This window comes from Pelotomaculum schinkii (assembly GCF_004369205.1).
Taxonomy (GTDB): Bacteria; Bacillota; Desulfotomaculia; order Desulfotomaculales; family Pelotomaculaceae; genus Pelotomaculum_C; species Pelotomaculum_C schinkii.
Genome location: NZ_QFGA01000001.1, coordinates 161,240 through 185,002, shown reverse-complemented (window position 1 = coordinate 185,002; position 23,763 = coordinate 161,240). Strand labels below are relative to the sequence as shown.

Annotated in this window: 28 protein-coding genes; 1 reads left to right on the top strand and 27 read right to left on the bottom strand. The window is 50.9% G+C overall.

Annotated elements, in window-relative coordinates; all coding sequences use genetic code 11:
- Positions 1 to 51 precede the first annotated feature (51 nt).
- The 10 genes from accC to spoIIIAA all read right to left on the bottom strand — a co-directional run bounded on the left by accC (position 52) and on the right by spoIIIAA (position 8,987).
- Positions 52 to 1,407, bottom strand: a complete 1,356-nt coding sequence (accC, locus tag Psch_RS00970) for an acetyl-CoA carboxylase biotin carboxylase subunit (protein ID WP_134216890.1) — start codon at positions 1,405 to 1,407, stop codon at positions 52 to 54.
- Between the two features lie 38 nt (positions 1,408 to 1,445).
- A complete protein-coding gene (accB, locus tag Psch_RS00965) occupies positions 1,446 to 3,383 on the bottom strand; it encodes an acetyl-CoA carboxylase biotin carboxyl carrier protein (RefSeq protein WP_190238838.1) in 1,938 nt (645 codons plus the stop codon).
- 157 nt (positions 3,384 to 3,540) lie between these two features.
- Complete coding sequence (locus Psch_RS00960) at positions 3,541 to 4,128, bottom strand: SpoIIIAH-like family protein (protein ID WP_134216892.1); 588 nt, start codon at positions 4,126 to 4,128, stop codon at positions 3,541 to 3,543.
- Positions 4,128 to 4,754 carry a hypothetical protein gene (locus tag Psch_RS00955; protein ID WP_190238837.1) on the bottom strand — a complete coding sequence of 209 codons (627 nt, stop codon included), beginning with the start codon at positions 4,752 to 4,754 and terminating at the stop codon, positions 4,128 to 4,130. Before Psch_RS00955 ends, Psch_RS00960 begins: the two co-directional genes overlap by 1 nt.
- A gap of 236 nt (positions 4,755 to 4,990) precedes the next feature.
- Positions 4,991 to 5,626: a stage III sporulation protein AF gene (gene spoIIIAF / locus Psch_RS00950; RefSeq protein ID WP_134216894.1), complete on the bottom strand. Its 636-nt coding sequence runs from the start codon at positions 5,624 to 5,626 to the stop codon at positions 4,991 to 4,993.
- A gap of 11 nt (positions 5,627 to 5,637) precedes the next feature.
- A complete protein-coding gene (gene spoIIIAE, locus Psch_RS00945; protein WP_243120430.1) occupies positions 5,638 to 6,804 on the bottom strand; it encodes a stage III sporulation protein AE in 1,167 nt (388 codons plus the stop codon).
- A 14-nt stretch (positions 6,805 to 6,818) separates the two neighbouring features.
- Positions 6,819 to 7,205 (bottom strand): stage III sporulation protein AD, encoded by a 387-nt coding sequence (spoIIIAD, locus tag Psch_RS00940; RefSeq protein ID WP_134216896.1) that lies wholly within the window; start codon positions 7,203 to 7,205, stop codon positions 6,819 to 6,821.
- Positions 7,206 to 7,232: 27 nt separating this feature from the next.
- Positions 7,233 to 7,436, bottom strand: a complete 204-nt coding sequence (gene spoIIIAC / locus Psch_RS00935; RefSeq protein WP_134216897.1) for a stage III sporulation protein AC — start codon at positions 7,434 to 7,436, stop codon at positions 7,233 to 7,235.
- 19 nt (positions 7,437 to 7,455) lie between these two features.
- Positions 7,456 to 7,974: a stage III sporulation protein SpoIIIAB gene (gene spoIIIAB, locus Psch_RS00930; protein WP_134216898.1), complete on the bottom strand. Its 519-nt coding sequence runs from the start codon at positions 7,972 to 7,974 to the stop codon at positions 7,456 to 7,458.
- Positions 7,968 to 8,987 carry a stage III sporulation protein AA gene (gene spoIIIAA, locus Psch_RS00925; RefSeq protein WP_134216899.1) on the bottom strand — a complete coding sequence of 340 codons (1,020 nt, stop codon included), beginning with the start codon at positions 8,985 to 8,987 and terminating at the stop codon, positions 7,968 to 7,970. The genes spoIIIAB and spoIIIAA overlap by 7 nt, the downstream gene beginning before the upstream one ends.
- A gap of 535 nt (positions 8,988 to 9,522) precedes the next feature.
- Here spoIIIAA and Psch_RS00920 point away from each other — a divergent pair.
- Positions 9,523 to 9,720, top strand: coding sequence for a hypothetical protein (locus Psch_RS00920; RefSeq protein ID WP_134216900.1), 198 nt, complete (start codon positions 9,523 to 9,525; stop codon positions 9,718 to 9,720).
- Between the two features lie 81 nt (positions 9,721 to 9,801).
- Here the strand turns inward: Psch_RS00920 and Psch_RS00915 are convergent, their stop codons facing one another.
- The 17 genes from Psch_RS00915 to Psch_RS00835 all read right to left on the bottom strand — a co-directional run bounded on the left by Psch_RS00915 (position 9,802) and on the right by Psch_RS00835 (position 23,560).
- Entirely contained in the window at positions 9,802 to 10,266 is a 465-nt protein-coding gene (locus Psch_RS00915; RefSeq protein ID WP_134216901.1) for a CD1247 N-terminal domain-containing protein, read from the bottom strand.
- Between the two features lie 90 nt (positions 10,267 to 10,356).
- Positions 10,357 to 10,914, bottom strand: a complete 558-nt coding sequence (efp, locus tag Psch_RS00910) for an elongation factor P (protein WP_134216902.1) — start codon at positions 10,912 to 10,914, stop codon at positions 10,357 to 10,359.
- Positions 10,915 to 10,943: 29 nt separating this feature from the next.
- On the bottom strand, positions 10,944 to 12,014 hold the full coding sequence (locus Psch_RS00905; protein WP_134216903.1) for a M24 family metallopeptidase: 1,071 nt from the start codon (positions 12,012 to 12,014) through the stop codon (positions 10,944 to 10,946).
- On the bottom strand, positions 11,998 to 12,459 hold the full coding sequence (gene aroQ / locus Psch_RS00900) for a type II 3-dehydroquinate dehydratase (RefSeq protein ID WP_134216904.1): 462 nt from the start codon (positions 12,457 to 12,459) through the stop codon (positions 11,998 to 12,000). The genes Psch_RS00905 and aroQ overlap by 17 nt, the downstream gene beginning before the upstream one ends.
- Positions 12,460 to 12,522: 63 nt before the next feature.
- Positions 12,523 to 13,875, bottom strand: coding sequence for a TldD/PmbA family protein (locus tag Psch_RS00895; protein WP_134216905.1), 1,353 nt, complete (start codon positions 13,873 to 13,875; stop codon positions 12,523 to 12,525).
- 164 nt (positions 13,876 to 14,039) lie between these two features.
- Positions 14,040 to 14,252, bottom strand: coding sequence for a sporulation peptidase YabG (locus Psch_RS00890; RefSeq protein WP_134216906.1), 213 nt, complete (start codon positions 14,250 to 14,252; stop codon positions 14,040 to 14,042).
- 168 nt (positions 14,253 to 14,420) lie between these two features.
- Positions 14,421 to 14,678, bottom strand: coding sequence for a DUF3243 domain-containing protein (locus tag Psch_RS00885; protein WP_190238836.1), 258 nt, complete (start codon positions 14,676 to 14,678; stop codon positions 14,421 to 14,423).
- A gap of 232 nt (positions 14,679 to 14,910) precedes the next feature.
- Positions 14,911 to 16,329: a TldD/PmbA family protein gene (locus Psch_RS00880; RefSeq protein ID WP_190240180.1), complete on the bottom strand. Its 1,419-nt coding sequence runs from the start codon at positions 16,327 to 16,329 to the stop codon at positions 14,911 to 14,913.
- A 196-nt stretch (positions 16,330 to 16,525) separates the two neighbouring features.
- A complete protein-coding gene (locus tag Psch_RS00875) occupies positions 16,526 to 16,939 on the bottom strand; it encodes a copper amine oxidase N-terminal domain-containing protein (RefSeq protein WP_190238835.1) in 414 nt (137 codons plus the stop codon).
- Between the two features lie 472 nt (positions 16,940 to 17,411).
- Positions 17,412 to 18,287: a type IV pilus inner membrane component PilO gene (locus tag Psch_RS00870; protein ID WP_190238834.1), complete on the bottom strand. Its 876-nt coding sequence runs from the start codon at positions 18,285 to 18,287 to the stop codon at positions 17,412 to 17,414.
- On the bottom strand, positions 18,287 to 18,952 hold the full coding sequence (locus Psch_RS00865) for a PilN domain-containing protein (protein ID WP_134216910.1): 666 nt from the start codon (positions 18,950 to 18,952) through the stop codon (positions 18,287 to 18,289). Before Psch_RS00865 ends, Psch_RS00870 begins: the two co-directional genes overlap by 1 nt.
- Complete coding sequence (gene pilM, locus Psch_RS00860) at positions 18,952 to 20,124, bottom strand: type IV pilus assembly protein PilM (protein ID WP_134216911.1); 1,173 nt, start codon at positions 20,122 to 20,124, stop codon at positions 18,952 to 18,954. The genes Psch_RS00865 and pilM overlap by 1 nt, the downstream gene beginning before the upstream one ends.
- Before the next feature lie 25 nt (positions 20,125 to 20,149).
- A complete protein-coding gene (locus Psch_RS00855) occupies positions 20,150 to 21,472 on the bottom strand; it encodes a hypothetical protein (RefSeq protein ID WP_190238833.1) in 1,323 nt (440 codons plus the stop codon).
- Positions 21,472 to 22,011, bottom strand: a complete 540-nt coding sequence (locus tag Psch_RS00850) for a PilW family protein (RefSeq protein ID WP_190238832.1) — start codon at positions 22,009 to 22,011, stop codon at positions 21,472 to 21,474. Before Psch_RS00850 ends, Psch_RS00855 begins: the two co-directional genes overlap by 1 nt.
- Positions 22,008 to 22,466, bottom strand: coding sequence for a prepilin-type N-terminal cleavage/methylation domain-containing protein (locus tag Psch_RS00845; protein ID WP_190238831.1), 459 nt, complete (start codon positions 22,464 to 22,466; stop codon positions 22,008 to 22,010). Before Psch_RS00845 ends, Psch_RS00850 begins: the two co-directional genes overlap by 4 nt.
- Positions 22,450 to 22,947 carry a prepilin-type N-terminal cleavage/methylation domain-containing protein gene (locus Psch_RS00840; protein ID WP_190238830.1) on the bottom strand — a complete coding sequence of 166 codons (498 nt, stop codon included), beginning with the start codon at positions 22,945 to 22,947 and terminating at the stop codon, positions 22,450 to 22,452. The genes Psch_RS00845 and Psch_RS00840 overlap by 17 nt, the downstream gene beginning before the upstream one ends.
- Positions 22,948 to 23,104: 157 nt before the next feature.
- Entirely contained in the window at positions 23,105 to 23,560 is a 456-nt protein-coding gene (locus tag Psch_RS00835) for a prepilin-type N-terminal cleavage/methylation domain-containing protein (RefSeq protein WP_190238829.1), read from the bottom strand.
- Between the last annotated feature and the right edge of the window lie 203 nt (positions 23,561 to 23,763).

The following is a 23,763-nucleotide window of genomic DNA, read 5'->3' as shown; positions in this document are numbered from 1 at the left end:
TATATTATAGCAAAGTTGGTAAATTAACGCAAACACTATGATTTTAGTGTTTTATAGTTGCTCATCCCCCAAAATACGACGCTGAATAAAGTTGGTATAGATTTCCCCACGGCGGAAAAAAGCGTTCCTGAACACCCTCTGATGAAAAGGGATCGTGGTGTTGATACCCATAATCACAAACTCCTGAAGCGCCCGCTGCATCCTGGCGATGGCTTCCTCCCTGTCCTTGCCCCACACAATCAATTTGCCAATCATGGAATCATAATAGGGGGGAATCATGTAACCGGTGTACACTGCGCTGTCAACCCGCACTCCGGGCCCCCCGGGCGTCAGGTAGCTTGTAATCCTGCCGGAGTTGGGGATAAAATTTTTACCCGGGTCCTCGGCATTAATCCTGCATTCGATTGCATGCCCTTTTATGGAAACCTGGTCCTGTGATATTTCCAGCTTCTCGCCGGCGGCAATACGGATTTGCTCTTTTATTAAATCAATCCCGTTTACCATCTCCGTGACCGGATGCTCGACCTGGATCCGCGTGTTCATCTCCATAAAGTAGTAATTTAAATTTTTATCCAAAAGGAATTCAACCGTTCCCGCGCTGTAATAACCCACCGCCCTGGCGGCACGCACAGCCATATGTCCCATTTCCTCCCGCAGTTCGGGGCTAAGCGCAACGGAAGGCGACTCCTCAATCATCTTTTGATTGCGCCTCTGGATAGAGCAGTCCCTTTCGCCCAGGTGGATCAGGTTGCCGTGTTTATCTCCCAGGACCTGAAACTCGATGTGCCGTGGCTCTTCAACATACTTTTCCAGGTAAACCTCGTCGTTGCCGAAAGCGGCAAGAGCTTCCGTTTTAGCCATGCTGACGGCTTCCTCCAGCTCCTCACCGCACTGGACCACCCTCATCCCCCGGCCACCGCCTCCGGCGCTGGCTTTGATGATTACGGGGTAGCCAATCCTTTCTGCCAGTCGCCAGGCCTGCTCGTTGTCTTTTACCGCTCCCTCCGAGCCCGGAATTACCGGAACACCTGCCTGAACCATGGTATCCCTGGCCAGAGCCTTGGAACCAAGCTGCTGGATAGCCCTGGACGAGGGACCAATAAAATTAATCCCGCAACTGGCGCATGCCTCTGCAAAATCAGGGTTTTCCGATAAAAAACCGTATCCCGGGTGGATCGCGTCGGCTCCGGAAACCAGCGCCGCGCTGATAAGGTTGGTTATATTTAAATAGCTTTTAGCAGAAGCAGCAGGTCCAATGCAGTATGATTCGTCAGCTCGTAAAACATGCAGGCTTTCACGATCAGCCTCCGAAAAAACCGCGACCGTGCTTATATTCATCTCGTGACAGGCCCGGAGAATGCGGAGGGCTATTTCACCACGGTTAGCTATCAGGATTTTCTTAAACATCTTACCTTTTCCTCTCCCCGCGTAAATACATCTGCCTCTTATTTTTCTTTGATCAGGAAGATGGTCTGCCCATACTCAACAGGCTCACCATTCTTCACCGCGATCTCAACAATTTCACCGTCGATTTCTGAATCTATTTTATTCATCAGTTTCATTGCTTCAATGATACACAGGGTCTGTCCTTTTTTCACCTGGTCCCCGACATTAACGTAAGGCGGCGCTTCAGGCGCGGGCGCAGCATAAAACATACCAACCATGGGAGATACCACCGGAATGAGCTCCGTCTTTTTCTCCTCAGTTTTTACCGTTGGGGGATTTTCTGTCTCATCCTTAACCTTGCAGGCGACCGGCGGAGCCGATACCGCAGGCGTCTGGCTGACAGGGTTTAACTCGCGGTCGACGCCTTTCTTAATAGATATCTTCATTCCTTCACTTTCCAGTTTCACTTCATTAACAGCAGTTTCATTTATTAACTTAATTAGCTCTTTAATATCCTGCAGGTTCAATTCATTTACCTCCCTGGCGGTTTCGCCACCGCAGTCATCGTTTAAAGCAGGCGTCTTGGCGGGCGCTTCCGCAGCCTTGTCTTTTGCCGGATTTTCTTTTCTGCCGGGAGCTGGGTCCGGCGCCAATTGTCCACCTTTATTCCTTGTCTCCAGAAAACGTTTGGCCACCTGGGTAAATAAGGCGTAGGAGATGACATCCTCTTCACAGGTTGCCAGATCTTTAGCTTCTTTCCTTATTTTATCCATTTTTGGTTCCAGTAAATCAGCAGGCCTGCATACAATAGGCTGCCGGTCCCCCAGCACCTTGCGGGCTATCTCCTGGTTAATCGGCGCCGGAGGTTTGCCGTAATGGCCCTGAATATAATCACGGACCTCGCCGGGGACCAGTTTATAGCGTTCCCCGCTAAGCACGTTCAAGACGGCCTGGGTCCCGACAATCTGGCTGGTCGGGGTAACCAGGGGGGGGTACCCCAAGTCCTCGCGCACCCTGGGGATCTCCTCCAGGATCTCGCCCAGGCGGTGCAGCGCTTTTTGTTCCTCCAACTGAGTAACCAGGTTGGAAATCATGCCGCCCGGCACCTGGTGATCAAAAACACGCATGTCGTTGATCCGGGTGAAGCCCCGTTCAAAGCCTCTTGCTTTCCTCAAGTTTTCAAAGTATCCGGCGATCTCGAAAAGTTCGTGGATATCCAGTTTGGTATCATAAGCAGAGCCCCGCAGGGCGCGAACGACAGTCTCGACAGGCGGCTGGGAAGCTCCAAAGGCCAGCGGCACTGAGGCGGTGTCAATTATATCCACACCCGCTTCAGCCGCTTTTAAGTAAGCGCCCACAGCCAATCCCCCAATGTAGTGGCTGTGCAATTGAAGAGGCAGGCTTAAGTTTTCCTTGAGCAATTTTACCAGGTCATACGCCTGGTAGGGCGCCAGAAGACCGGCCATGTCCTTGATACAAATGGAGTCCGCCCCCATTTCGACCAACTGCAACGCCAGGTCAATATAATGACGCTTGTTGGTGTGCACCGGGCTCACTGTGTAGACAATTGCCGCCTGGACGTGCGCGCCCGCCTTTTTGGCAGAACGCATGGGGGTTTCCAGGTTGCGAATATCATTCAGAGCGTCAAAAATCCTTATTATATTGATGCCGTTCTCAACCGCCCTGGTGATAAAAGACTCAACCACATCGTCCGGGTAAGGCCGGTACCCTACCAGTGATTGTCCACGCAACAACATTTGCAGAGGGGTTTTTCGAATATGTTTTTTTAATTGACGAAGCCTTTCCCAGGGGTCTTCGTTAAGATACCTCAAACAGACGTCAAACGTTGCCCCACCCCAGACTTCAAGGGAATGGTACCCGATATTGTCCAGTTTCTCTGCAATCGGCAGCATGTCTGCCGTGCGCATGCGGGTAGCCCAAAGACTCTGGTGAGCATCTCTTAAAGTCGTGTCAGTAACCTGTACGCGGCGTTCCACTGCCTTTCACTCCCCATCATCAACAATATAAAAAACCAGGCTGCCATTAACGTTAACAACCTGATTCAGCAGGTAATGATCACAAATGAACATTACCATCATTATAGTAAAAAACGGGGCATTTGGGAACCTCTTTACAGCAAGTATACAATATCATTTAGTTTTTGCTGATGACCGCGATTTTTTGCTGCTCCATGCCGGTGCTTCTGGATACCAGCTCTGTTATGGCCGCCACTTCACCGCTGCTGAGGCTGCCGGCGGCAACTATGGCTGTGGCCGTACTCTCGTCCACCATTACTGCGGCGTCGGCAAAACCCTTTGCTCTAATTAAATTTTCCAACTCGGACTCTTTTTCCATGCTGCGGCTGATGGCCATAAGGTGTTCCTGAGCTTTTTGCCTGGTTTCATCTGCTGTGCCGGCGTTATTAATAACCTCTCTCAGCCACTCTACCTGTTGCCCGCGGGTGCGGTCCCGCTCCAGGCGATAATCAATAAAAAAGTCCTGGCTTTGAGACGCTCCAATTTTTGACCCCAGATCATCAAGCTGCATATCGGACGCGGGCGTCTTCACGCTTCCTTCAATGATGACATTACCGGTATTTGGTGTATTGACCTGGACGCCAGGCAAGGGCGGCGCTTCTATACCCAGCCCCCCGCGCAGGCCCATAAACAGGAGAGTAAGTCCGGCCAGGCCCAAGATTACCAGCAAAAAAAGCCGTTTCTTAACAATTACCGCTACCATCATTATCTCCTTTCCATGGGGAGGACCATGATTTTTTGAGGTTCAATACCCAGGGCTACCCTGGTGGCTTCAAAGAGTTTGGCTTTCACCCTCGCCTCGCCGGCCCCTTCGGCCACCACCAGCACACCAGCTACTTGCGGCGCTGTTTCACGCTCCACTACAGGCTGCTCACCACCGGATCCGCTCCGGTTCATCACCAGCTGGCTGCTGAAGGTGTCTTCCGTTGTTAGACGTGTACCACCGGCCTGTTCCCGCTCCTGGGTTGTTTTCTTGCCGGTTGTTGTATTTACGGCATACTCCTCCCTGGTAGAACCGGACAGCCGCACTGACGCCTCCACCCGGCCGGCTCCTTCCACCTGACGGAGCATTTCGCATAGTTTTTTACTGATTTTTTCTTCTTCAGCCGACATGCCGTTTCCGGCTTGTTCAGATGTGGTCGCGACAGGCAGTTCGGACCGATCTGCGGTTTTCTCTGCCGGTTTTTCCCGGCCGGTTCCCGAGAACAGCAACATTACAATACCCAGAGCTGCCAGTCCGGCCAGCCACAGGTTGCGCCTGAACAGGTCCTTGGCCGGGAAACCATTGTTTCCCTGTCCCCCCAGTCCCAAAAAATCAAAGAATCTTTTCATGCTCTCACCTCCTCACATCATGGGCGCAAATTAATTTAAAAAACAGCTAAATTTATCTTGATGCAGGTGCGAATTCATTCGCACAAGACCCTGAAGAAATACAGTATAAATCCCTTAAACTGCTTCGCAGTGCAAGTGCGATTGAAAATCGCACCCACATGAAAACCCGCTTTGATCATAACAATGTGGACGCATATTTTCATCTCTGCTGGCGCCGTAACAGCAGCATGGGTGTCTCATTGATACTTTACTTTGACCTGTTCCGGTGAAAGGTTATAAAAATTGGCCAGTGTCGCAACCAGGCCTGCGACAGCCTCCTCCGGCGGCCGTTCTCCTGCCCTCTCCCATCCATCCGGCGCTGCAGGGTCTAGCTTTACCGATACCGGCTCAACCTCCTTGATGACCGATCCTTTCGCTTGGAGGTCTGCGCTTTCCGTTTTTGGACCCACGGTCAAAACCATTTCACTTAACTGTCCGTACCCTGGTTTGTTCTGTTCGGTCTGGACTTTAACCTCTACACCCAGAAGAGAGACCTTATTATTGGCGCGGGCCAGAGCCATTGCCTGGCGGGCTATACCGTTTTTGTACTCCTCCAGCGCTTTTTGCTGCTGGTCTTCGGTAAGCCTCTTCCCGTTCTCCATAATTTCCGTAAACTTACCCTGGTCGCCCTGCGTCGTCAGAGCAGGGAAATCACCGGCATAATCCCAGTGAATCAAGTTACCCACAGCCTGTACCACCGCAACGATAATCAGCAAGCCCATGACCATCTTGACATATTTCCTCATCTCACCGGCAGGTAGAAACATATCCAGTAAGACTGCCAGGATGATTATTACGATGAGGTTTTGGACCAAGCTGCGTATAATTTCCACGGCGCCACCCCTTACCTCAACATCACGGTAATATTACCGACCCCGACAACTATTGTTATGGTGAAAAAGAACAAGAGGCCCACCGTGGCCACCGCGGCAAAAACCAGAAAGAGGTTGTTGCCCAGTCCATTCAAACAGTCCACCATTTGACCATCGTTAATGGGCTGAATGAGCGCGCCGGCCAGCTTGTAGATAAAAGCCAACGTGACGATCTTCAAAAGAGGAACCACCAGCATCGTCAATATCACCGCCACACCGGCTATCCCCACCGCGTTTTTTATCAATAAAGAAGAACTGACCACCGCCTCCAGGGCATCGGAGAGCATCCCGCCCACCACAGGAACAAAGGCGTCAACGCTGTATTTGGCAGTCCTGAAGGTAACCGAGTCCCCCACCGCACCGGCCACACCCTGAATGGCCAGCACACCGAGAAAAATAGTTGAGAAAACCCCGGTTAAACCCATGGCAATACTTTTTAGCAGGTCGGCCAGGCTGGAAACTTTTAAGCGGTCCGACAGGTTGCCGACCAAGCCCAATACGGCCACGAAAAAGAGCAGCGGCAGGATCACGTTTTTGATCAATGTTCCAAATATATCCAGCGTGACCAGGATTACCGGACTGAAGACAGCTGCTGAGGCTATCCCTCCCACTGCTACCAGCAAGGTCAGTAAAACCGGGGTCAAGGCCTGCATAAAAATAACCATCGTGTTAACCACTTCCCTGCCTGCGTTGACCGCCAGTGAAAATGACCCTATGGCGATGGTTATCAGCACCAGGTAAGATACGGAGTTGGCCAACTGCGCGGCGCTGCTTTTTTCGAAAGAAGACATCAAATTCTGCAGTACGGCGCAGATAACCGCCAGCATCACCAGTTTCCCAAGCAGATCGAGGTTGGCGACCACTTCTTTAAAAAGCTGTCGGAGCAAATTTGCCAGGATTTCTGCCGGCTTCCAATGGATCTCCCCCTTAGCCAGCTTGGTGACCATTTCCCCGAAATTCAACTCGGGAACGGAGCCCTTGACCTCCTTGTCCAACTGGTCAATATACTGCTGCACGGAGAAAAGGTCCAGGGGTGATTCCTGCTGATTTGAGTCAGCTGGATTGACCTGGCTTGCCAGGGCTGAGGCCGGGAAAAACATAAGCAAAAAAACTGCCAGTGCAAGATATGTTTTGGTCACCTGCCACACCGCCCTCACCATAGGAGTTTTAGCAGTGATTGTAGAACGGCCACCACAATCGGGACTGCCAGCACCATAATCAGAACCTTGGCGGCAAATTCAATCTTGGAGGCCACCGCCCCTTCACCTGCATCGCGGCAGATTTGCGAACCGAATTCAGCAATGTAGGCAATCCCGACTATTTTCAGGATGGTACCCAGGTAAACCATGCTGATGCCGGCGCGTTCCGACAATTCCTTGACGACCTCAATGATCGAGCCGATTTTTCCCAGTACCAGGAGAAAAATGATCGCGCCCGCAGCGACACTCAACAGTACCGCCAAATCCGGCCGCTGGCTTTTAACTACAACAATGAGCACGGTGGCCGTCAAACCCAGAGCCACAATCTGAAGCACATCCATCGCATATAGACCTCATCGAAGTTTAATTTAAAAGAGCCTGAACACCGATTTCACCTGGTCAAATAAATTGGCAAGAAGCTGTATCACCCAAATGAAGACAATAGCCAGCCCGGCCAGGGTAACGATCTGGCCTTGCTCTTCCTTACCTGCATGCTTGAGTATGGTGTTTAAAACGGAAACCAGAATGCCCACTCCGGCTATTTTAAAAATCAAATCAATACTGCTGCCCATATTTACCCCCTCTTTACAATCAGTAAGCCACTAAAACAAAAACCAGCCCGCCCAAAAAACCGAGATAACTCCACATTTTAACGTTTCGTGAAGCATCTTCTTCCGCATTGGCCGCTTCCTGCGCGACCTGCTCCATAGCCAGGCGCAGGTGTTTAACCTGGTCTGCGCAGTCGGACCTGCCGAGTGACCTGCCCAAACCGATCAAAATTGAATGATCACTGGGCTTTAAAGCAGAAGCCGGATAATATTTTGCCAGGGCTTTTTCCCAGGCTTCCGCGGCGCTGACTCCGGACATGGCCGCAAGCTCCACTCCGGCCTGCTTGAAGAGCGGCCCCACCAACTGGTCACAGCGGGACGCCACAGTATCAAGAGCTTCCGGCAAACGGGTGGCCCCATACATGATCTCGGTCTCCAGCATTTGCAGCGCAGAGCGCAGGGCGCGCAGTTCTCTGGGACGCCTGGCATAGCTGCCGGCCACGGCCAGACCACTCAAGCCGCTGGCCGCTATAACCATGGCAGCCCCAAAAAATTTCAACATTTTCTCACCCCCAGCGAGCGCATGCTCCTGCCGTCGATAATATCTTCTATAGTACCCACCCCCCGCGAGCGTCCCAGGATAACAAACCGTTCGATCATTTTGGCGTGAATGAGCCTGGTCATAACGGGTCTCTCGGCCAGGTCGGCAGGCGAGACGCCGTGAGCCGTAATAAGGATTTTCACACCGGCGTTTAAGACCTCTTCCAAAGCATCCACATCCTCCCTGCGGCCAATTTCATCAGCCGCGATAACACCCGGCGACATCGAGCGAAGCAGCATCATCATGCCTTCCGCTTTGGGACAGCCGTCCAAAACATCGGTCCTGATCCCAACATCCTTTTGGGGGACACCTTTGTAACAGCCGGCAATTTCCGAGCGCTCGTCCACCAGTCCAACATTTAGCCCCGTAAACCTCATTGCAGGAATACCATTGCTGATCTGTCTGACCAGGTCTCTCAAGATGGTTGTTTTACCACAGCCGGGCGGTGACATCAGAAGAGTGTGATAGATGCTGCGCCTGTTTCGATCTATAATGTGGGGAAGCACATGCTCGCCGGCGCCGTGAATTTCCCGTGAAATACGGATATTGCAGCCGGTCAGGTACTTCAAAGTCCTGATTTTCCCGCCATCCAGGACCGCCTTACCGGTTATACCCACGCGATGGCCGCCAGGCAGAGTGATAAAGCCGTTTCTTAGTTCCTCGTCCAGAGCATAAAGGGACGAGCCGCTTAAAAGCTGAATGACCCGGTCCATGTCGGCCGGCGTTGCCCGGTAAGCCTCCGACGCCCGGCCGGTCAAGCCTCCGTCTGCTTTTATAAATGTGTCGGTGGAGGATATTCCTAATACCAGCGGCCTTCCCTGCCTGATACGGATTTCCTCAACCTGTTCTTTAACCTGAGCCGGCACGGCCGCCACCATGTCGCGTATGTTGGCCGGCAGGACCGGCAGTATTGCGTTAACCGGATTATCTTTAACGCATTCCAACACATTAAGCGGAAGCCCGGCTGCTTTCATGGTTTGTCCCCCTTGCCTATCCTGAAAATGCAGGTGCGAACTCATTCGCACAAATGTTACATTAGACCCAACAAGTCCGGCGTTAACGCGCCGTGCGCACCTGCATATTTTCATGCTGCGTGGCGACGCGATAGCAGCGTGGGTAACTACTCTATAAATATTGTACAAGCCGGTAAGATATTCCATGAGATTGCCTTGTCCGTATGATAATGTATCTTTTGCCATTTGCCTTTGGCGCACACCAAAGAAACTTCTAGGGTATACCATAATATAGGATATACAAACGTTTAGGACTGGCCGGCGCATAGTTGACGAAATAGCCTGTGTTGATAATTTCGCAGGATGAATTCGTCGTAGAGCGTAGGACATTGGTCGTAATTTAAAGTAAGTGGCGATGTTTGCCCGTGCGGTGAGAGAAAGCATTATTATCAGAGATTGAGGTGAGTTTATTATGGCAGCCAGTTATAATAAAATGGCTGATATAAAGGGCCCATATGAAAAATGGTTAAGTTTTCTCCGGAGGCCGGAAGGCCGTATGAAGCAGGAGAACACACGTGTTGTTGTGCCTATCCAGACTAACTGCAAGGGACCCCAACCGGTTACCCATCGTTATAATGCGCGCAAGAGTTCCCTGATGAATCCTTATATCTTGTTTTTGGTTTTAATCCTGCTGTTATTGGCGTTCAATAAAGACACAGATCGCAGAGGTCATCTGGGGGTTGTCAAAAAGTAAACTTTAACCAAATAAAAAGGTTGAGGAACCGCTGTTAATGTGGTCCCTCAACCTTTTTATAATTGTTGTTATTCTAACCCGCTATATGTCCTCTTCCACCGAGGGCTTGCCGTCCCCTGACACGCGCCCTATGAACATCTCCGGTTGATTCTGCGGATGGCTGGTGTCGCCGTCGTCGTCATTTACAAAAACAACCTCGTCGCAGTTGGGGCAGGTCACTTCCACAATATCGTCGTCCTCAAGTATATCTGAGTCAAAGCACACTGTCTCGCCGCACTTGGGGCAATCGACTTCCAAGTATTCACCCTCATTGCAGGTGTTATCCTCGTAATAGTCGTCTTCCAGGTGATAGAGGTCCTCGTCAATGCTTTCAATATAATCTTCCAGCTGCTCCTGGCCTTGCTCCAGACCTCCCACGGTCTCCGCGAACTCATCAAGGACTTCAATGATCCCCTTCAGCAGTTTGCCTTCTTTACTATTCTGGCTCAAGTCAAGGCCGGCTGACATGCCCTGCAGGTATGCCACTTTGGCTTTAAGCTCGCCCATGGAGTATACCCCCTTTGGTATAATTGTTGTGGCTAATTTTGGCTTTCTTAGTATGTCTCGTTTCAGGGGGTTTTAAACATAGTTGAAGCTTTAGGCGCGCTTAATATAATTGCCGGTCCTCGTATCTATCTGCAGCTTGTCCCCGACGTTGATAAAGAAAGGCACCTGGACAATCGTACCCGTTTCCAGTGTGGCCGGCTTGGAGCCGCCGGACGCGGTATCCCCTTTAATGCCCGGGGCGGTGTCAACGACCTCCAACTCCACGAAGTTGGGAAGCTCAACACCGATTGATTTTCCCTGAAAGGTCAGGACCTGAATGATCATGTTCTCTTTGAGATACTTGACGGCGTCCCCCAGCTGTTCGGAAGTCATAGCTGTCTGATCGTAGGATTCCATGTCCATAAAATTATAGTCCTTGCCGTCGTTGTATAAATACTGGACTTCGCGTTTTTCAATCCTGGCTTTGGGTAGTTTTTCACCGGCGTTGAAGGTCTTCTCTATGACGGCGCCGGTCCTGACGTTGCGCAGTTTTGAGCGGACAAAGGCAGCCCCTTTACCGGGCTTGACGTGCTGAAATTCAATAATCTGAAAAACGTCGCCCTCCATCTCTATAGTTTGCCCGGTTCTAAAATCGTTTGTTGAAATCATCCCTTAGCCTCCAATATGTATATTTTTGATTATAATGACAACAATCTATCTTTAGGTGATCTGGTGAGAACCCGGCGCCCGCCATTTTCAACCAGGACGGTATCCTCTATCCTTATCCCCCCCCAGCCCGGCAGGTAAATGCCCGGTTCAACGGTCACTGCCATCCCCGCCTGCAATACGGTGTCGTCTTTGGCAGACAGCCTGGGACCTTCGTGGATATTCAGTCCCAAACCATGCCCCGTACCGTGCCCGAAATAATCACCGTAACCGTTTTTCTTAATAATATCACGTGCCGCCCGGTCAACTTCCGATGTCCGGACACCGGCCTTAACAGCAGCTATGGCGCTCATTTGCGCCTCCAGGACAATGTTATAAATATCCTCCTGCCGGGGCGTGCCCTGTCCCACTGCCACCGTCCTGGTGATATCGGAATGATAGCCCCGGTACACCGCTCCAAAATCAAGCGTAACCAGGTCTCCTGCTTCAATTATTTTAGCTGACGCCACACCGTGCGGCAGCGCCGAGCGGGTGCCCGAAGCCACAATTGTGGCGAACCCAATCCCGTCAGCGCCCAAGCGTCTGATTAAGAACTCCAGTTCCAGGGCTATCTCAACCTCGGAAACCCCGGGCCTGATGATGGCGGTTATCCGGGCAAAAGCCCGGTCGGCAATACGGACCGCCTCCTCAATACAGCGCAACTCGTAGGCATCCTTATGCAGCCTGAGCCCTTCAACCACGCCGCTAACGGGCTTTAACTCAACGCTCGTCAGAACTTGCCGCAGGGCTTGAAACTGGGCATAGGTCAGGTTGTCGCCCTCGCAGCCCAATTGCGAGACATGGTCTTTCCGGCAAAGCCCGGCGAGCGCCTCAATACCGTTTCCCGGCGCTTCAATGATTTCGAAACCGGGACATTCCTGGGAGGCCTGGCTGGTATAGCGGAAGTCGGTAATCAAATAGGAGTTGTTCCGGCACAACAGCAGGGCGCCGCTGGTCCCGGAAAAACCGCTTAGATAGTACCGGTTTTCCGGAGCGGTCACATAAAATGCATCCACCCCGTTAACGTCAAATAACCCCTGCAGCCTCTTAACACGTTCCTGCAAGGTCTTCACCCCCCATGCCTGCCAACGCGACCGCCGCCCTCAGCGCCGCGAGATAGCCGGCAACGCCCAGCCCGCTTATTTGTCCGGCGGCAACCGGGGCAATAACTGAGTGCCTGCGAAAATCTTCACGGGCGTGGATATTGGAAAGGTGAACTTCAATAACAGGTATCCCGATGGCGGCCACGGCATCCCGCAGGGCAATGCTGTAATGGGTGTAGGCGCCGGGGTTAAAAACAACCGCTTGCGAATCCACGGCAGCCTGGTGCAGCAGGTCGACCAATTCCCCTTCGTGGTTAGACTGGCGGCAGGTGATTGTTACCCCCAGCCCGGCTGCCAGGTCCGCCAATTTTTCATTAATTTGTTCCAGACTTAGTACGCCATAGACGGAAGGCTCGCGCCGGCCCAGTAAATTCATGTTGGGACCGTGCAGGATTAATATATGCAAATTAAACACCTCAAGACCGACTGTTGACATTTTACCATAATTAGCTTGTTGATTCCAACCACTTCATTGCCCGCTTATTGTAATCTCCGCAACCCTCAACGTTGGTGAACCCCTGCCGCCGAAAAACTTCAGGTCGCTGCCGACACCGTCCACATTGGCCAAAAAATCAATTATGTTGCCTCCTATGGCCATACCCCGCACCGGTCTGGTCAATTCACCGTTTTCGATTAATAGCCCGGCTACTCCCACTGAAAAATCCCCCGATATGGGGTTGGCCGTATGCATGCCCATCACTTCAGTCACGTAAATGCCGCTCTTGATTTCCGAGAGCAGCTTTTCAACCGGCTCTGTTCCGGCCTCGAAAAAGAAATTGGTGATCCCCACCTCAGGAGTTCCCTTGAATGAATTGCGCACCCCGTTGCCGGTTGACTGCACACCGTCCTTGGCAGCCGTATAGGTATTGTATAGGTACCCCTTTAGAACACCTTTTTCAATCAGTACCGTCCTTGATGTAGCCACTCCTTCCCCGTCAAAGGGAGCGGATGCGATCCCCCCGGGCAGCGCTCCATCGTCTATAGTCGTGATTTTGCTTGAAGCCACCCGTTCGCCCAGCTTCCCGGCAAAAAGAGAACGGCCTTTCTGGACAGCCTCACCGGTCAGGGCCGGCGCAATTAACCCGAGAAAACCGGTGGCGACATAAGGATCCAGGACAACCGCCGCACGGCGCGTGGTAACCGGCGCGGCCCCGAGCATCCTGACCGCCCGCCGGGCCGCCTCACGGCCCACTTCTTCCGGTTTTAAACGGTCAAACCTCAGCGTGTAATCCAGGGCAAACCCGGTCTGGCTGTCGTCCCCCTCAACGGCGGCCAGTGCCAGGTATACGCCGCAGAAAGCGCCACGGTAACTGAGCTCCGTACCATGACTGTTGACGATGGTGACCAGGGCCTCGCCATCCTGGTAGGTCGAGCTTTCAATAACCTTGACTCGCCGGTCGAAAGTTCGGGCCGCATCCTCCATTGACCGGGCCAGATCTATTTTTTGCTCAACTGAGGCTTTTTTGATGCCGGGATCGTAAATATCCATTTTTTCATAGGCTTTCCCCGGTTTGGGCAGGCGCTGGAATGGATCTTCGGAAAGATTCATGCAGTTCACTAGAGCCTGGCCGGCCGCTTCATCCACCCCTGCCGGACTGAGATCTGAGGTAAAGGAAAATCCGGTTTTTCCCTCACGAATTACCCGTACACCCAGACCGCTGTCCTCGGCCAGCTTCATTGTCTCGACACGTCCACCCCTGACCTCTATATTAAGCTCTTTGGCTTTACAAATATAAGCTTCAGCCGCCTCGGCGCCCTGTTGTTCGGCTTTGGCCACTGCTGCCCGTGCTGTACTGATAAAAGCGACCGCTTCCCTTTCCACGTTTGACAGCTCCTTTTGTTAAAATACTGCTGCTCAAGAAATATGCATAGTATTATATAGTGTGTTCGTAAAAATCGTTTACCATGCTGCACCTAAGTTTAATTCAATATTAGTTAAAATATTCCTGTTGTGAGCCACTAAAAAACTGCCTTTGAGGCAGTCTTTTAGTGTACAAACATTGGTGTTGTAAGGGCGAAAAGGTTTCTTGCCGATATCGGCGCCAGGTCCTGTACGGAAGCTTCTATTATCAGATTCGGATCAAGGAGCGCCAGTATTGCCACTCTCTCCCCGCTAGCCTGGTTTGTATAGAAGCCGATGATACAAAACTGCATGTCCTCTCCGTATATTTTCCTGGTAACGATGTCCCCGATTTTCATCTCTATACCCCCTGTGAAACCGGCGCAAGCAGTGGTCTATCCTGGTGAGAACTATTTTTCCTTATAACATATGCCCTTTTTAAAAGAGTTGTGTATGAAAACCAACGGTTAGAATACCAATACATGGGAATTTTAGGCATTAAAAAAAGCTGCCCTTTTCAGGCAGCTTCAATGCTTGACGTCACGTTCCGCCAGTTTGGCAATCATTTTAGCCAGGGATCTTTTTTCATCCTCTCCACCCGCTTCCCAGAGCTCTTTTAAAAGCCGCTGCTCCCGGTTGGCGGGGTCGAAGTTGTTTGCGAAGAAGTTCCCCAGGCGGTAAGCTATCTTGTTAATCGTTTGGTCCGACATACCTACAAATTCGGCGGTATTCACCGCCTGGCCCAGGGTCTTCTTCCAGTCATGCCAGGACGTTTCGATTTCCACGAGAATCACCTCATTGATATTGTTGCCCTGGTCAAACCGTTATATGCAAAACCTTTTACTAGGCATCCTGGGCCGCTACAATGTTGCTCAAATGTAGGTGCGAATTTATTCGCACAAAAGTTACTTGAGATGCCCAAGTCCGGCGCTGACGCGCCGTTGTGCAATTGAAATCGCACCTACATCCTGATTATAATTCTCTGCTGATGCCGCCGGCGGCATAGACAACTACCCTTTAAATTCTCCTGATTTTACCGTTTGCCGACCCGGTGGCAGTGCCGCCGACAATCAGTTGCTTAATGGCAATGGTGGGCTGGGCGTCACTGACGGGCACGCCCTGGCCGTCCTTGCCGCAGGTGCCGATGGTGAAGCCCAGGTCGCTCCCAACCATTTCAACTATGCGCAGTACCTCCGGCCCGTTTCCGGTCAGGGTCGCGCCGCGCACCATGGGACCCGTCTCACCGTCTTTAATGAGATAACCCTCCGCCACATCAAAAACAAAATCCCCGGTGGTGGTGTTGACCTGACCTCCCCCCATCTTCTTGACCAGCAAGCCGGTCCCCGTCTCCCTGATGATCTTTGCCGGGTCGGTTTTGCCGGGCGCGATAAAGGTATTGCCCATGCGGGGAATGGGTTTATGCTGGTAGGACTCGCGGCGGCCGTGCCCGTTCGACCTGACGCCGTCCTTGGCAGCTGTAAGGCGGTCGTACATATAGTCGCTAAGCACGCCATTTTCAATCAAGTTGACCTTACGGGAGGGGACCCCCTCGTCGTCAAACCGGTAGGAACCGTAACGTACGTCCAGGGTCGGGTCCTCGACCACACTCACCTCTTCGGCTGCCACAGCCTGCCCCTTCTTATTGGCGTATACAGAAAGGCCTTTCTGCACCAGATCGGCTTCAAGGCCATGGCCGCAGGCCTCGTGGACCATGGTGCCGCCGGCTTCCCCGGCTATAACCACAGGCATCCGTCCTGCCGGAGCCGGTTGCGCCTCCAGCATGTTAACCGCCTGCCTGGCGGCGGCCTCACCTACCAGCGCCGGTTGTTCACTTGCGAAAAGCTCAAAACCAGACAGGCTCCCCACAGCTTCGTAACCCGTCTGCATGGCTGCTCCTGACGCCGCTATCGCCTGGACCACCAGGCGGGTACGGATGCGCTCGTCTTCAACATAATCCCCTTCGCTGTTGGCGATGGTAACCTGCTGGACCACGTCACCGTAGCCGACAATAACCTGTTTAATGCGCGCCGGATCCACAGCCCGGGCGGCCTGGTCGGCAGCTTCCACCACCGCCGCCTTCCGTTCCGTGCTAACGTCCCCGGGGCGCTCTTTAAAGTTAAATTCAACTAAAGGCTGGACTTCGGTGAAATCAAGATTAACGTTATTCTTGCCGCCGGCAGCGGCATGGCTCACGATCCCGGCCACATTCAGCAAGCCCTCGCGGGAAAGGTCATTGGTGTAGGCATAAGCAGTAGCTTCCCCGGATATTACCCTGACCCCGGCGCCTATATCAACACCGGTTTGAATCTTCTCAATCCTGCCGGCTTCACAGCGGATAGCAGTGGTCTTTTTGTGTTCAAAAAAAATGTCTCCAAAATCTCCACCTTTTTGCAGCGCCTGCTCAAGTACTTCCTTCAGCAACTGTTTATCAACCAGGTCCATCACCCTCTTTTTATCTTCTGCCTGCATATATTTTACCAATTACAATGTAATTTTATAGTATGTTATTCAAATAAAAAAGGGACGAATGGTTAGAAGATTTTCTTCTAAGCGGTTGTAAGGCGTAATACATGATTCTTCCACGGCGTCATAACTTAGTATTTAAACAGGTAATTGGAAAGAAAACAGGTTGTTATCGAACTTCGATGGAGTTGGCTTTCACGTTCAGGTGGGCCTTGACGTCCATAATCTGGGTAAGCAGTTCCCGCGTTACTAATGTCCTGTCGTTGACTATTTTAGGCGGAGATGTTAATACAATCGGGGTTCCGTTTTTGAAGCCGGAGTAATTGTCGACCCATAATTTCACTTCCAGTCCGGGCTTGCTGATAATCAACTCCCGCTCGCTGTCAACATACTGCACCGAGGCCCCGGTCGCTTCCGCGACGGCCCGCAAGGGGACCAGGACTTTTGATCCTTCAACAACAGGCGAAACGTCGGTATAGACCTGCGTTCCGTTGACCACCAGTGAGTAATTCGAAGTCACGGCTACAGCAGGCGCCGCCAAAAGCAAGCACAGCGCCACAGTGACCCAAAGCGACTTAAACAAAACAACAACCCCCTGTTTCGTTATGATATATTTTCAATTTACCTCCTGGCTGCACGCCACGCTCAAGAAGAGGATAAAATCAGCGCAATGCGGGCGATTTAAACACGCTGTGGAGCAGTTTAAGAGGTTTATACGAATCTTCCTTACATATACTGCATTTTCATCTACGTATGAATTCCAAAACAATATTTTGGGGTTACGCGCTCCGTATATATATAGTTCCACACACCGCTATCGCGGCGCCGCGTATCATGAAAAAATCAGGCGATGCAGGTGCCATTTCAATCGCACACGGCGCGCCGGCGCCGGGCTTGTGCGGCAAATGGATCTTCTCTGCGAATGAGTTCGCGCCTGCATTTTTGGGATTCGCTCTGTGGGCTGAACATCTGTACAGTTATTTTCTAGGAAAGGAAGCAAAAGAACCGTCCCCCTGCTTCCGTAGGTGTCCATGCCGCCGGCGGCAGCACTGACATTAGTTCTCTTCGCCTTCGGGCGGGGTCTCAAGTTCCACGGTCCCGCTGCTGCCGGGCAGGGCGTTATTGCTGTTGGTGATGCCCTGGTTCAGCAACTGCTGCACAAAAGTCTTGAGGAAATCCTCCCCGCTGGTCATAGGGGCTTCAGACGCCTTAGCAGGCGCTTCAATGTCCGGGGAAGGTGATGCGCCGCCCGGCGTCTGGAAGGCATTTTGCCGTCCCGTGAGCCATCCGGCCTCCTGTTCCAGCCGGAGCCGCTCTTCCGGCGCCGTGCTGGAATATATAACCAGGTCGAACGCCGCAGTGACCCTGCCGTTCTGGTCTGAGCCCGGCGTGGCCGGTAATTGTTCCTTGACAAAGTTTTGCACGGCAGACGCTGTCGACGTCGTCTCTTTTTCCGGTTGTATTTTCAGCGATCTCAGGTCCGACAGGTTGGGCAGGCCTTCCATTTTCTGAATAAAGCTGACTACATTGGGATAGTCTCCGCTGACCTCAAACTTGACCGGCAGTTCCAGATGGGCGCCTTTGTTAATGATATCAGAGGGTATGAAAGAATTGATCCGGACATTGGTTCTCATGGCTTCCAGACCGATATGCGCCACTGCCAAACCGTCGGTCATCTGGTTATTGAATAATGGTTTGACCTCGTTGAGCTTTTCGGTTGCTTTGGCGGCCAATTCCGACTCGGCCTTCTCGGAAGACAAAATGTTTTCGGCAACCTTGGCCTTAGTTTCTAATTCAGTCAATCGGTCCCTGTTTTCAGAAAAGGCATCATATTGAGGAATCAATATAAAGTTAAATAAAAGAAAAATGACAATACAGGCTCCCAGGGTGGCTAGAAGAATTTTTTCACGGGGTTGAAGCTTCTGCCACACTAGCGTCCACCCTCCTTCAGTTCCGCAGTCAGCTTGAATTTGAAACACTCTTCTTTTTCATCCCATTGCAACTCGTTGAGAAAGACATTTGAAAAGTAAGGCATGCGGTAAAGGTTATTCATAAAGAAGCCGATGGATGGGACGGAGCGTGCATAGCCCACAATGATCAGTGTATTGGGCAGCGGGAGTGAATCAACTCCATTTTTCTCGGTGGCAGACTGGGTTGCCGTGACCGGTTGTCCCTGCGCGTAGCCGCTTGATTCGTTACCGGACGGCTGGCCGGGTTGCCCATCCTTGCCGGCGTTCTTTGGCGCCACATAAGATATATCTACATTCCCCAGCCACAGGTCGACCGGCATATTGTAGCTAATATCTTCCAGCAGCGGAAACCGGGACTGCCTGGCGTTGAGCAGTTCCTTAAATACTCTCGTGCTCTCCTCGTTCTTGATCCCCTCGACCTTTTTTACAGTAGCCGAGATCTGGCTGAGGTATCTTTCCGTATCGCTTATTTCCTTTTGGGTCAGGTAACCCATGAATAGAAAGGCGCCGTAGCCAAATAGAAGCAGTATCACCATGATGGTAACGGTAACCCGCCTGACCAGTCCTTTAACATCGATACTTAAATCTCTCTGCAGTTCAGCGGGTAGAAGGTTGATCTTGTACATTACTCAACCACCTCTCGCAGCGCAGAACCCAGCGCTACCGCGTAAGCCTGGTCGAAAGCCTCCGGCGAGGTCTCGTCAACCGGCTGGCCGGATAGTCCGGGATCCCCGAATTCTACCGGAACCTCCATCGCATCGGCCATAAATTCGCGGAAACCGGCCAATTTAACGGCGCCGCCGCTGAGCACGAACCTTTCAATTGGCGCGGCGCCCTCCTGAGAGGCGTAGAAGTCGATGGAGCGCCGGATTTCGCGTACCAGTTCCGACAGCCCGTCCCGCAGGGAAAAGTCCATCTGCATAGCTTCCTCCGAGGTCGCGGCGGCTTCCTCGGAGCTGAGCAGCCTGCCCCTTTCCTCTTTCATCTGCGAGGCCTGTCCGAGCTCGTAACCGTAGTATTCCGCCAGGGATTGCGTGAGCAAATTACCGCCTACCGGAAGTGTCCTGGTGAATTCAAGCAAGCCGTCACGCACCACCAGGAATTGGGTGGACGACGCGCCGATGTCCATGACGCCCAAGGTACCCTTGCTACCGGAGCCTGGTTTTAGCCCGCAGAATACTCTCCACAAGCTGAGGACCTGGAGGTCGATGGCCGCCACGGTCAGGTCGGCCCTGGCAAAAACTCTGTAAAAATCATATATGTAGGAGGTTGGTACGGCAGCTGCCAGGAGGTGCAAGGTTTTCTGCCCGTTTACCCCCGTCACGCCCAGCTTAAGATGCCTGATTGTAAGCTCATCAGCAGGGACAGGGATCAATTTCTCGACCTCAAAGCGTACGGCGGTTTCCAGTTCCTTGTCAGGCATTACCGGCAACTTGATATGCCTGGTCACAACCTTGTCTCCGCTGATGGTGGTTATGACTTCTCTCAACTGCAAGCCTGATGTCAGGACCAGCTCGTTCAGGGCGTTGACGAGCACCTCCTCGTCAGCCAGGTCGTCCAGAGTATCCGGAGGGGTGGGTAATTTCCCGAAAGCCGTAACTACAGGGCTACCGTCAGCGGTGCTGATTTCCACCAACTTGATTTCGCTGGCGCCGATATCAACAGCGGCAAACTGGTTTTTTTTCGGGGCATATTTTCGTAGAAGGCCCTTCAGGCTCGACTTGCTTTTTCCTTTACTGCCTGTGGTCTTCGCGGAGGTCCCTCCGTCTTTAGCCCCTTTATTTTTTATGCCGTTCATACCGAACACCCTTCAAGAATGTAGATTAAAACACCGGGTTGGCTTCCTTCCAGGATTTCACTTTCACAGCAGCTGCCAGCCCGTCCGGTTGGTTCCGATACAGATCGTTATCGTATCTCACCACCGTCTTGTTTCCAAGCTTAACACTATCGCAGATAATACTTCCGTAGAAAAGCTCTGTATTGAGATCAATCAGGTAGGGAGAAAAAAGATGCGCGTAGGTCGTTTTATTATTTGAACTTATGCCCACCCCATCAACCTGGCCCAGCGCAATAATGACCAGGCATGAATCTTCGTTCGCCCGGATCAGGTCGCCGCTAATGGTCACCTTGCCTTGTACCACGATCACCCCTCTCCCGGAGTAATTGCCGGATATATCGAGATCCCCGGGCGCGTAAGTAATACCATTGATGTCATAGGTACCGGAGAGAATACCTGATTCAATAGTCTGATTAGGGTTTTCAGAATACATATTTTTGTCTATTACCGGAAGAGAAGGAATATTCACCTCAAACGGCACTGCCTCACCTTTGTGAAGCGTCCCGGTAGAAGGTTTCTTATCATTCATGTAAAGTTCGCCGTTCTGGTATACGTCTCCGGTAATATCCACTGTGTTTTCGAGAATGATGTCCCCTATAGCGCTGACTTGTCCACCTACAAAGCCTTTATCGATCCTAATATTCCCGCCTGCTTTTATTTGCGATATTACTTCAAGATTGCTCTCAATTATTACGTCTTGGCCTGAGATAATGCTGTAGGCGGTTATACCCTTTTTCACGTCGACAGTCCCTTCGGCGATTATGTTTCCACCGACAATATCGTTATTTTTGAAAGTCAACGTGCTTTTGCCAATAATATCACAGTAACACTCCACCTTATTCCCGAATTCCGTGGCCGAATTAACCCAAATCCCTTTGGCGAAAGTAATCCCGTCGCGCGCCTCTCCCGTGACCTTGATGGTACGAGTGGCTCCCTGGTAATCACCCCTGGACTCCAGGCAAAATGTCGTTGGGTCGTTCCCGGTCGATGTCCTGGTAACCTTAACACTGGTAATCCGCCCCCCGGCGTAGTCGAGGAATGTCTCGCCATTTTCCGCAAATACATAGTTGGTGGCCTTATTAGGTTCCAGGGCCTTCAACCATTCAAAGTCATTTTTTATATGGGCCAGGACTTTCTCAACACCAGCTTCAGCAATGTAAGAGGACTGCACCATTTTCTTTTGTTCAAACGAGCGTATATGGCTGCTGCTGGTACGGGTCAAGGCTGCCGCGCCAATCAGCATCAGCACCATGAGCACCATCATTACCAGGAACAAAGCCTGGCCCGATTCATTTTTCAACCTTTCCATCACAATGACCTCAGGCTTATTTTTCGAACCAATACAACAGGATTAACATTGCTGCCATATTTTTTTGCCGTCAGCGTTATTTTGACTTGCCTGACAGTTCCCGGAAAACCTGATGAAGTAGGGGTTATGGGTGCCCCGGCTCCATTGTAGTAAGTAAAACTGATGTCCTGAATGTCACTGGCCAGCGGCTGAGGGATATTGTACTCTTTTCGCATAAGCTGATAACCATCACGATAATAACGGATGGTTTTACCCTCCGCATTAATAAAGTAAAGATTGCGGCTGTCGCTTGGCGACACTACCCCACCTGTTGTTCCGTCCGGTTTTCGGGCATACATCAGTTCCCGCCCCATCATGTCAAGGGAGAAACGCAGGCTGTCGTACATGTCGACCTTGTACTCCGCCTGACGCCAAAAGGTATAACCGTTCGCAAAAATCCCCCATACGCCAAGAAAAAGGATGCTCATCAGTACCAGCGCAAGCATCAACTCAATAAAAGTAAACCCCCGCTCGTCCTGCAGGCTGACCGGTATCTTCACCGCCTTGCGACCTCCGTCGTCAGGTCCAACTGTTTGGCTGCCCCCTCGTCATCGTAATAAACAGTAACAGTAATCGTTTTCGAATTTAATATGGAGGTGTCGTTTACCGTAATATAGTTTGGCGCAACAGTTACCTTGTAGCTAAGTCCCTGAAATTGGGCATAGTCGCTTTCAGTCGCAAAATCAGTGATAGCTACGCTGGTCACGTCATTAAAATTCTTTTTTTTAATTTCCTCAATTTTGCTCTGGGCCAGTGAGAGGGCTTCGTTGTAGCGGTAAGTGTCGCTGTTCTGGCGGCTGGCCAGGACAAAACTGTTCAGCATGGTGACAAGCACCATTGACAGGAGCAGAAGGGCCACCAACACTTCAAGCAGGGTCAGACCCTGTTCATTGTTAATAAATTTATACTTTTTTTCCCGGGATAGGGGCCCTTCAAAATTAATAATTCGTATCACTGACCCTCACCCGCCCAAGTGTATCTATGAAAACGTACTTATTTTTCCCGGTATTATTGTCCACAAGTCTTACAGTCCCGCCAAAACCATTAGCAGGTCTGCCGCTTGCAGCAAAAAGCATTTCAGGGATATTATTATTATTCTGGTTTACAGGAGATTGGAACAAATCTACGCCGGATGGGAGTTTTATAGTTTTGTAGGCTATTACACCGTCACTAAGCAAGTAAGTTTCAGTTTCTATGTTCCATATCACTTTATAATTAGTATTCTGAGTCTTTACTATTTTCTGTTGCAGGTCGCGAATATCTGAAGCCATTTCCCTGGCAGAGATGTCGAGTTGATAAGCACCAATAATTTTCTTGAAATTGGGCACAGTGAAAGCAACAGCAATGCTGATGATTAGCATTGCTACAACCATCTCAATGATGGTAAAGCCAAGATTATTTTGAACCATAGGTGTTTGCTTTTCAATAGGGGACATACTCATCTCTTAAATAAGTTGTTATTAACATGATTCTCTTAATTGTCAGGACTTATAATCCTATATGAATTCAATAAAATTATTTGTAAGGTATTATACTTAACCCTGCCTTAATTTGCATCCTAATCAAAATAAATAATAGAACTTTAATCCATAGTTATTCGATAGAACTTCCTACGGTTGTAGGTGGCGCAACACCCTCCTCAGGATTTGCATCATTTTTAACAGTAATATTGTCACTATCGGAGCCTGAAGCATCATCCTTGTCAGAACCACAGGAATACAAAAGATAACCACTAGTACCAACTTTTAAATATTTGTAAGGAGTACCCCAAGCATCATTAAAAGTTGTAAAACCATTGTCAGTCAGCACTGTTTTGGCTTCAGCGGCATCTGCTGGAGATGTTCCATCTTCGTTCACTATTGGGTCACTAATGTAAATGTCTAATATTGTTTTCATGCTCTTTAATTCAGCAACTGCCCTCTTGTTTTTGGCCTTATCGCTTTGCTTGCTCATTACGGGAATAGCGATGGCTGCCAGGATACCGATGATAATCAGCACCACCATCAGTTCAATCAGGGTAAAACCTCGTTCGTTTCTTGCTATTTTCATTTACTTCACTTCCTTTTAATATAATTGTTATGTAGTCCCTAGTTGCAACTGCTTTCTTAACCTTGCAGACCGTTTACTTGGATTCTAGCGATAGTCGCCATTATGCCGGCAATAATCAAAACTCTTTTCATCCGCATTGGGCGAAGCGACGTTCGTCTTTGTTTCATTAACCACCTCCAAATCATGAATTCTCATGATTTCCA

Bases quoted from the DNA above. Each gene is read 5' to 3' on its own strand.
- spoIIIAB (WP_134216898.1), bottom strand. From the start codon at position 7,974: ATGTTGAAATTTTTTGGGGCTGCCATGGTTATAGCGGCCAGCGGCTTG.
- Psch_RS00890 (WP_134216906.1), bottom strand. From the start codon at position 14,252: ATGAAAATCGGGGACATCGTTACCAGGAAAATATACGGAGAGGACATG.
- spoIIIAC (WP_134216897.1), bottom strand. From the start codon at position 7,436: ATGGGCAGCAGTATTGATTTGATTTTTAAAATAGCCGGAGTGGGCATT.
- Psch_RS00915 (WP_134216901.1), bottom strand. From the start codon at position 10,266: ATGGGCGAGCTTAAAGCCAAAGTGGCATACCTGCAGGGCATGTCAGCC.
- Psch_RS00840 (WP_190238830.1), bottom strand. From the start codon at position 22,947: ATGTCCCCTATTGAAAAGCAAACACCTATGGTTCAAAATAATCTTGGC.
- spoIIIAA (WP_134216899.1), bottom strand. From the start codon at position 8,987: ATGAAAGCAGCCGGGCTTCCGCTTAATGTGTTGGAATGCGTTAAAGAT.
- Psch_RS00865 (WP_134216910.1), bottom strand. From the start codon at position 18,952: ATGTACAAGATCAACCTTCTACCCGCTGAACTGCAGAGAGATTTAAGT.
- Psch_RS00920 (WP_134216900.1), top strand. From the start codon at position 9,523: ATGAAGCAGGAGAACACACGTGTTGTTGTGCCTATCCAGACTAACTGC.
- Psch_RS00855 (WP_190238833.1), bottom strand. From the start codon at position 21,472: ATGGAAAGGTTGAAAAATGAATCGGGCCAGGCTTTGTTCCTGGTAATG.
- Psch_RS00955 (WP_190238837.1), bottom strand. From the start codon at position 4,754: ATGAAAAGATTCTTTGATTTTTTGGGACTGGGGGGACAGGGAAACAAT.
- pilM (WP_134216911.1), bottom strand. From the start codon at position 20,124: ATGAACGGCATAAAAAATAAAGGGGCTAAAGACGGAGGGACCTCCGCG.
- Psch_RS00960 (WP_134216892.1), bottom strand. From the start codon at position 4,128: ATGATGGTAGCGGTAATTGTTAAGAAACGGCTTTTTTTGCTGGTAATC.
- spoIIIAD (WP_134216896.1), bottom strand. From the start codon at position 7,205: ATGGATGTGCTTCAGATTGTGGCTCTGGGTTTGACGGCCACCGTGCTC.
- accC (WP_134216890.1), bottom strand. From the start codon at position 1,407: ATGTTTAAGAAAATCCTGATAGCTAACCGTGGTGAAATAGCCCTCCGC.
- efp (WP_134216902.1), bottom strand. From the start codon at position 10,914: ATGATTTCAACAAACGATTTTAGAACCGGGCAAACTATAGAGATGGAG.
- Psch_RS00835 (WP_190238829.1), bottom strand. From the start codon at position 23,560: ATGAAAATAGCAAGAAACGAACGAGGTTTTACCCTGATTGAACTGATG.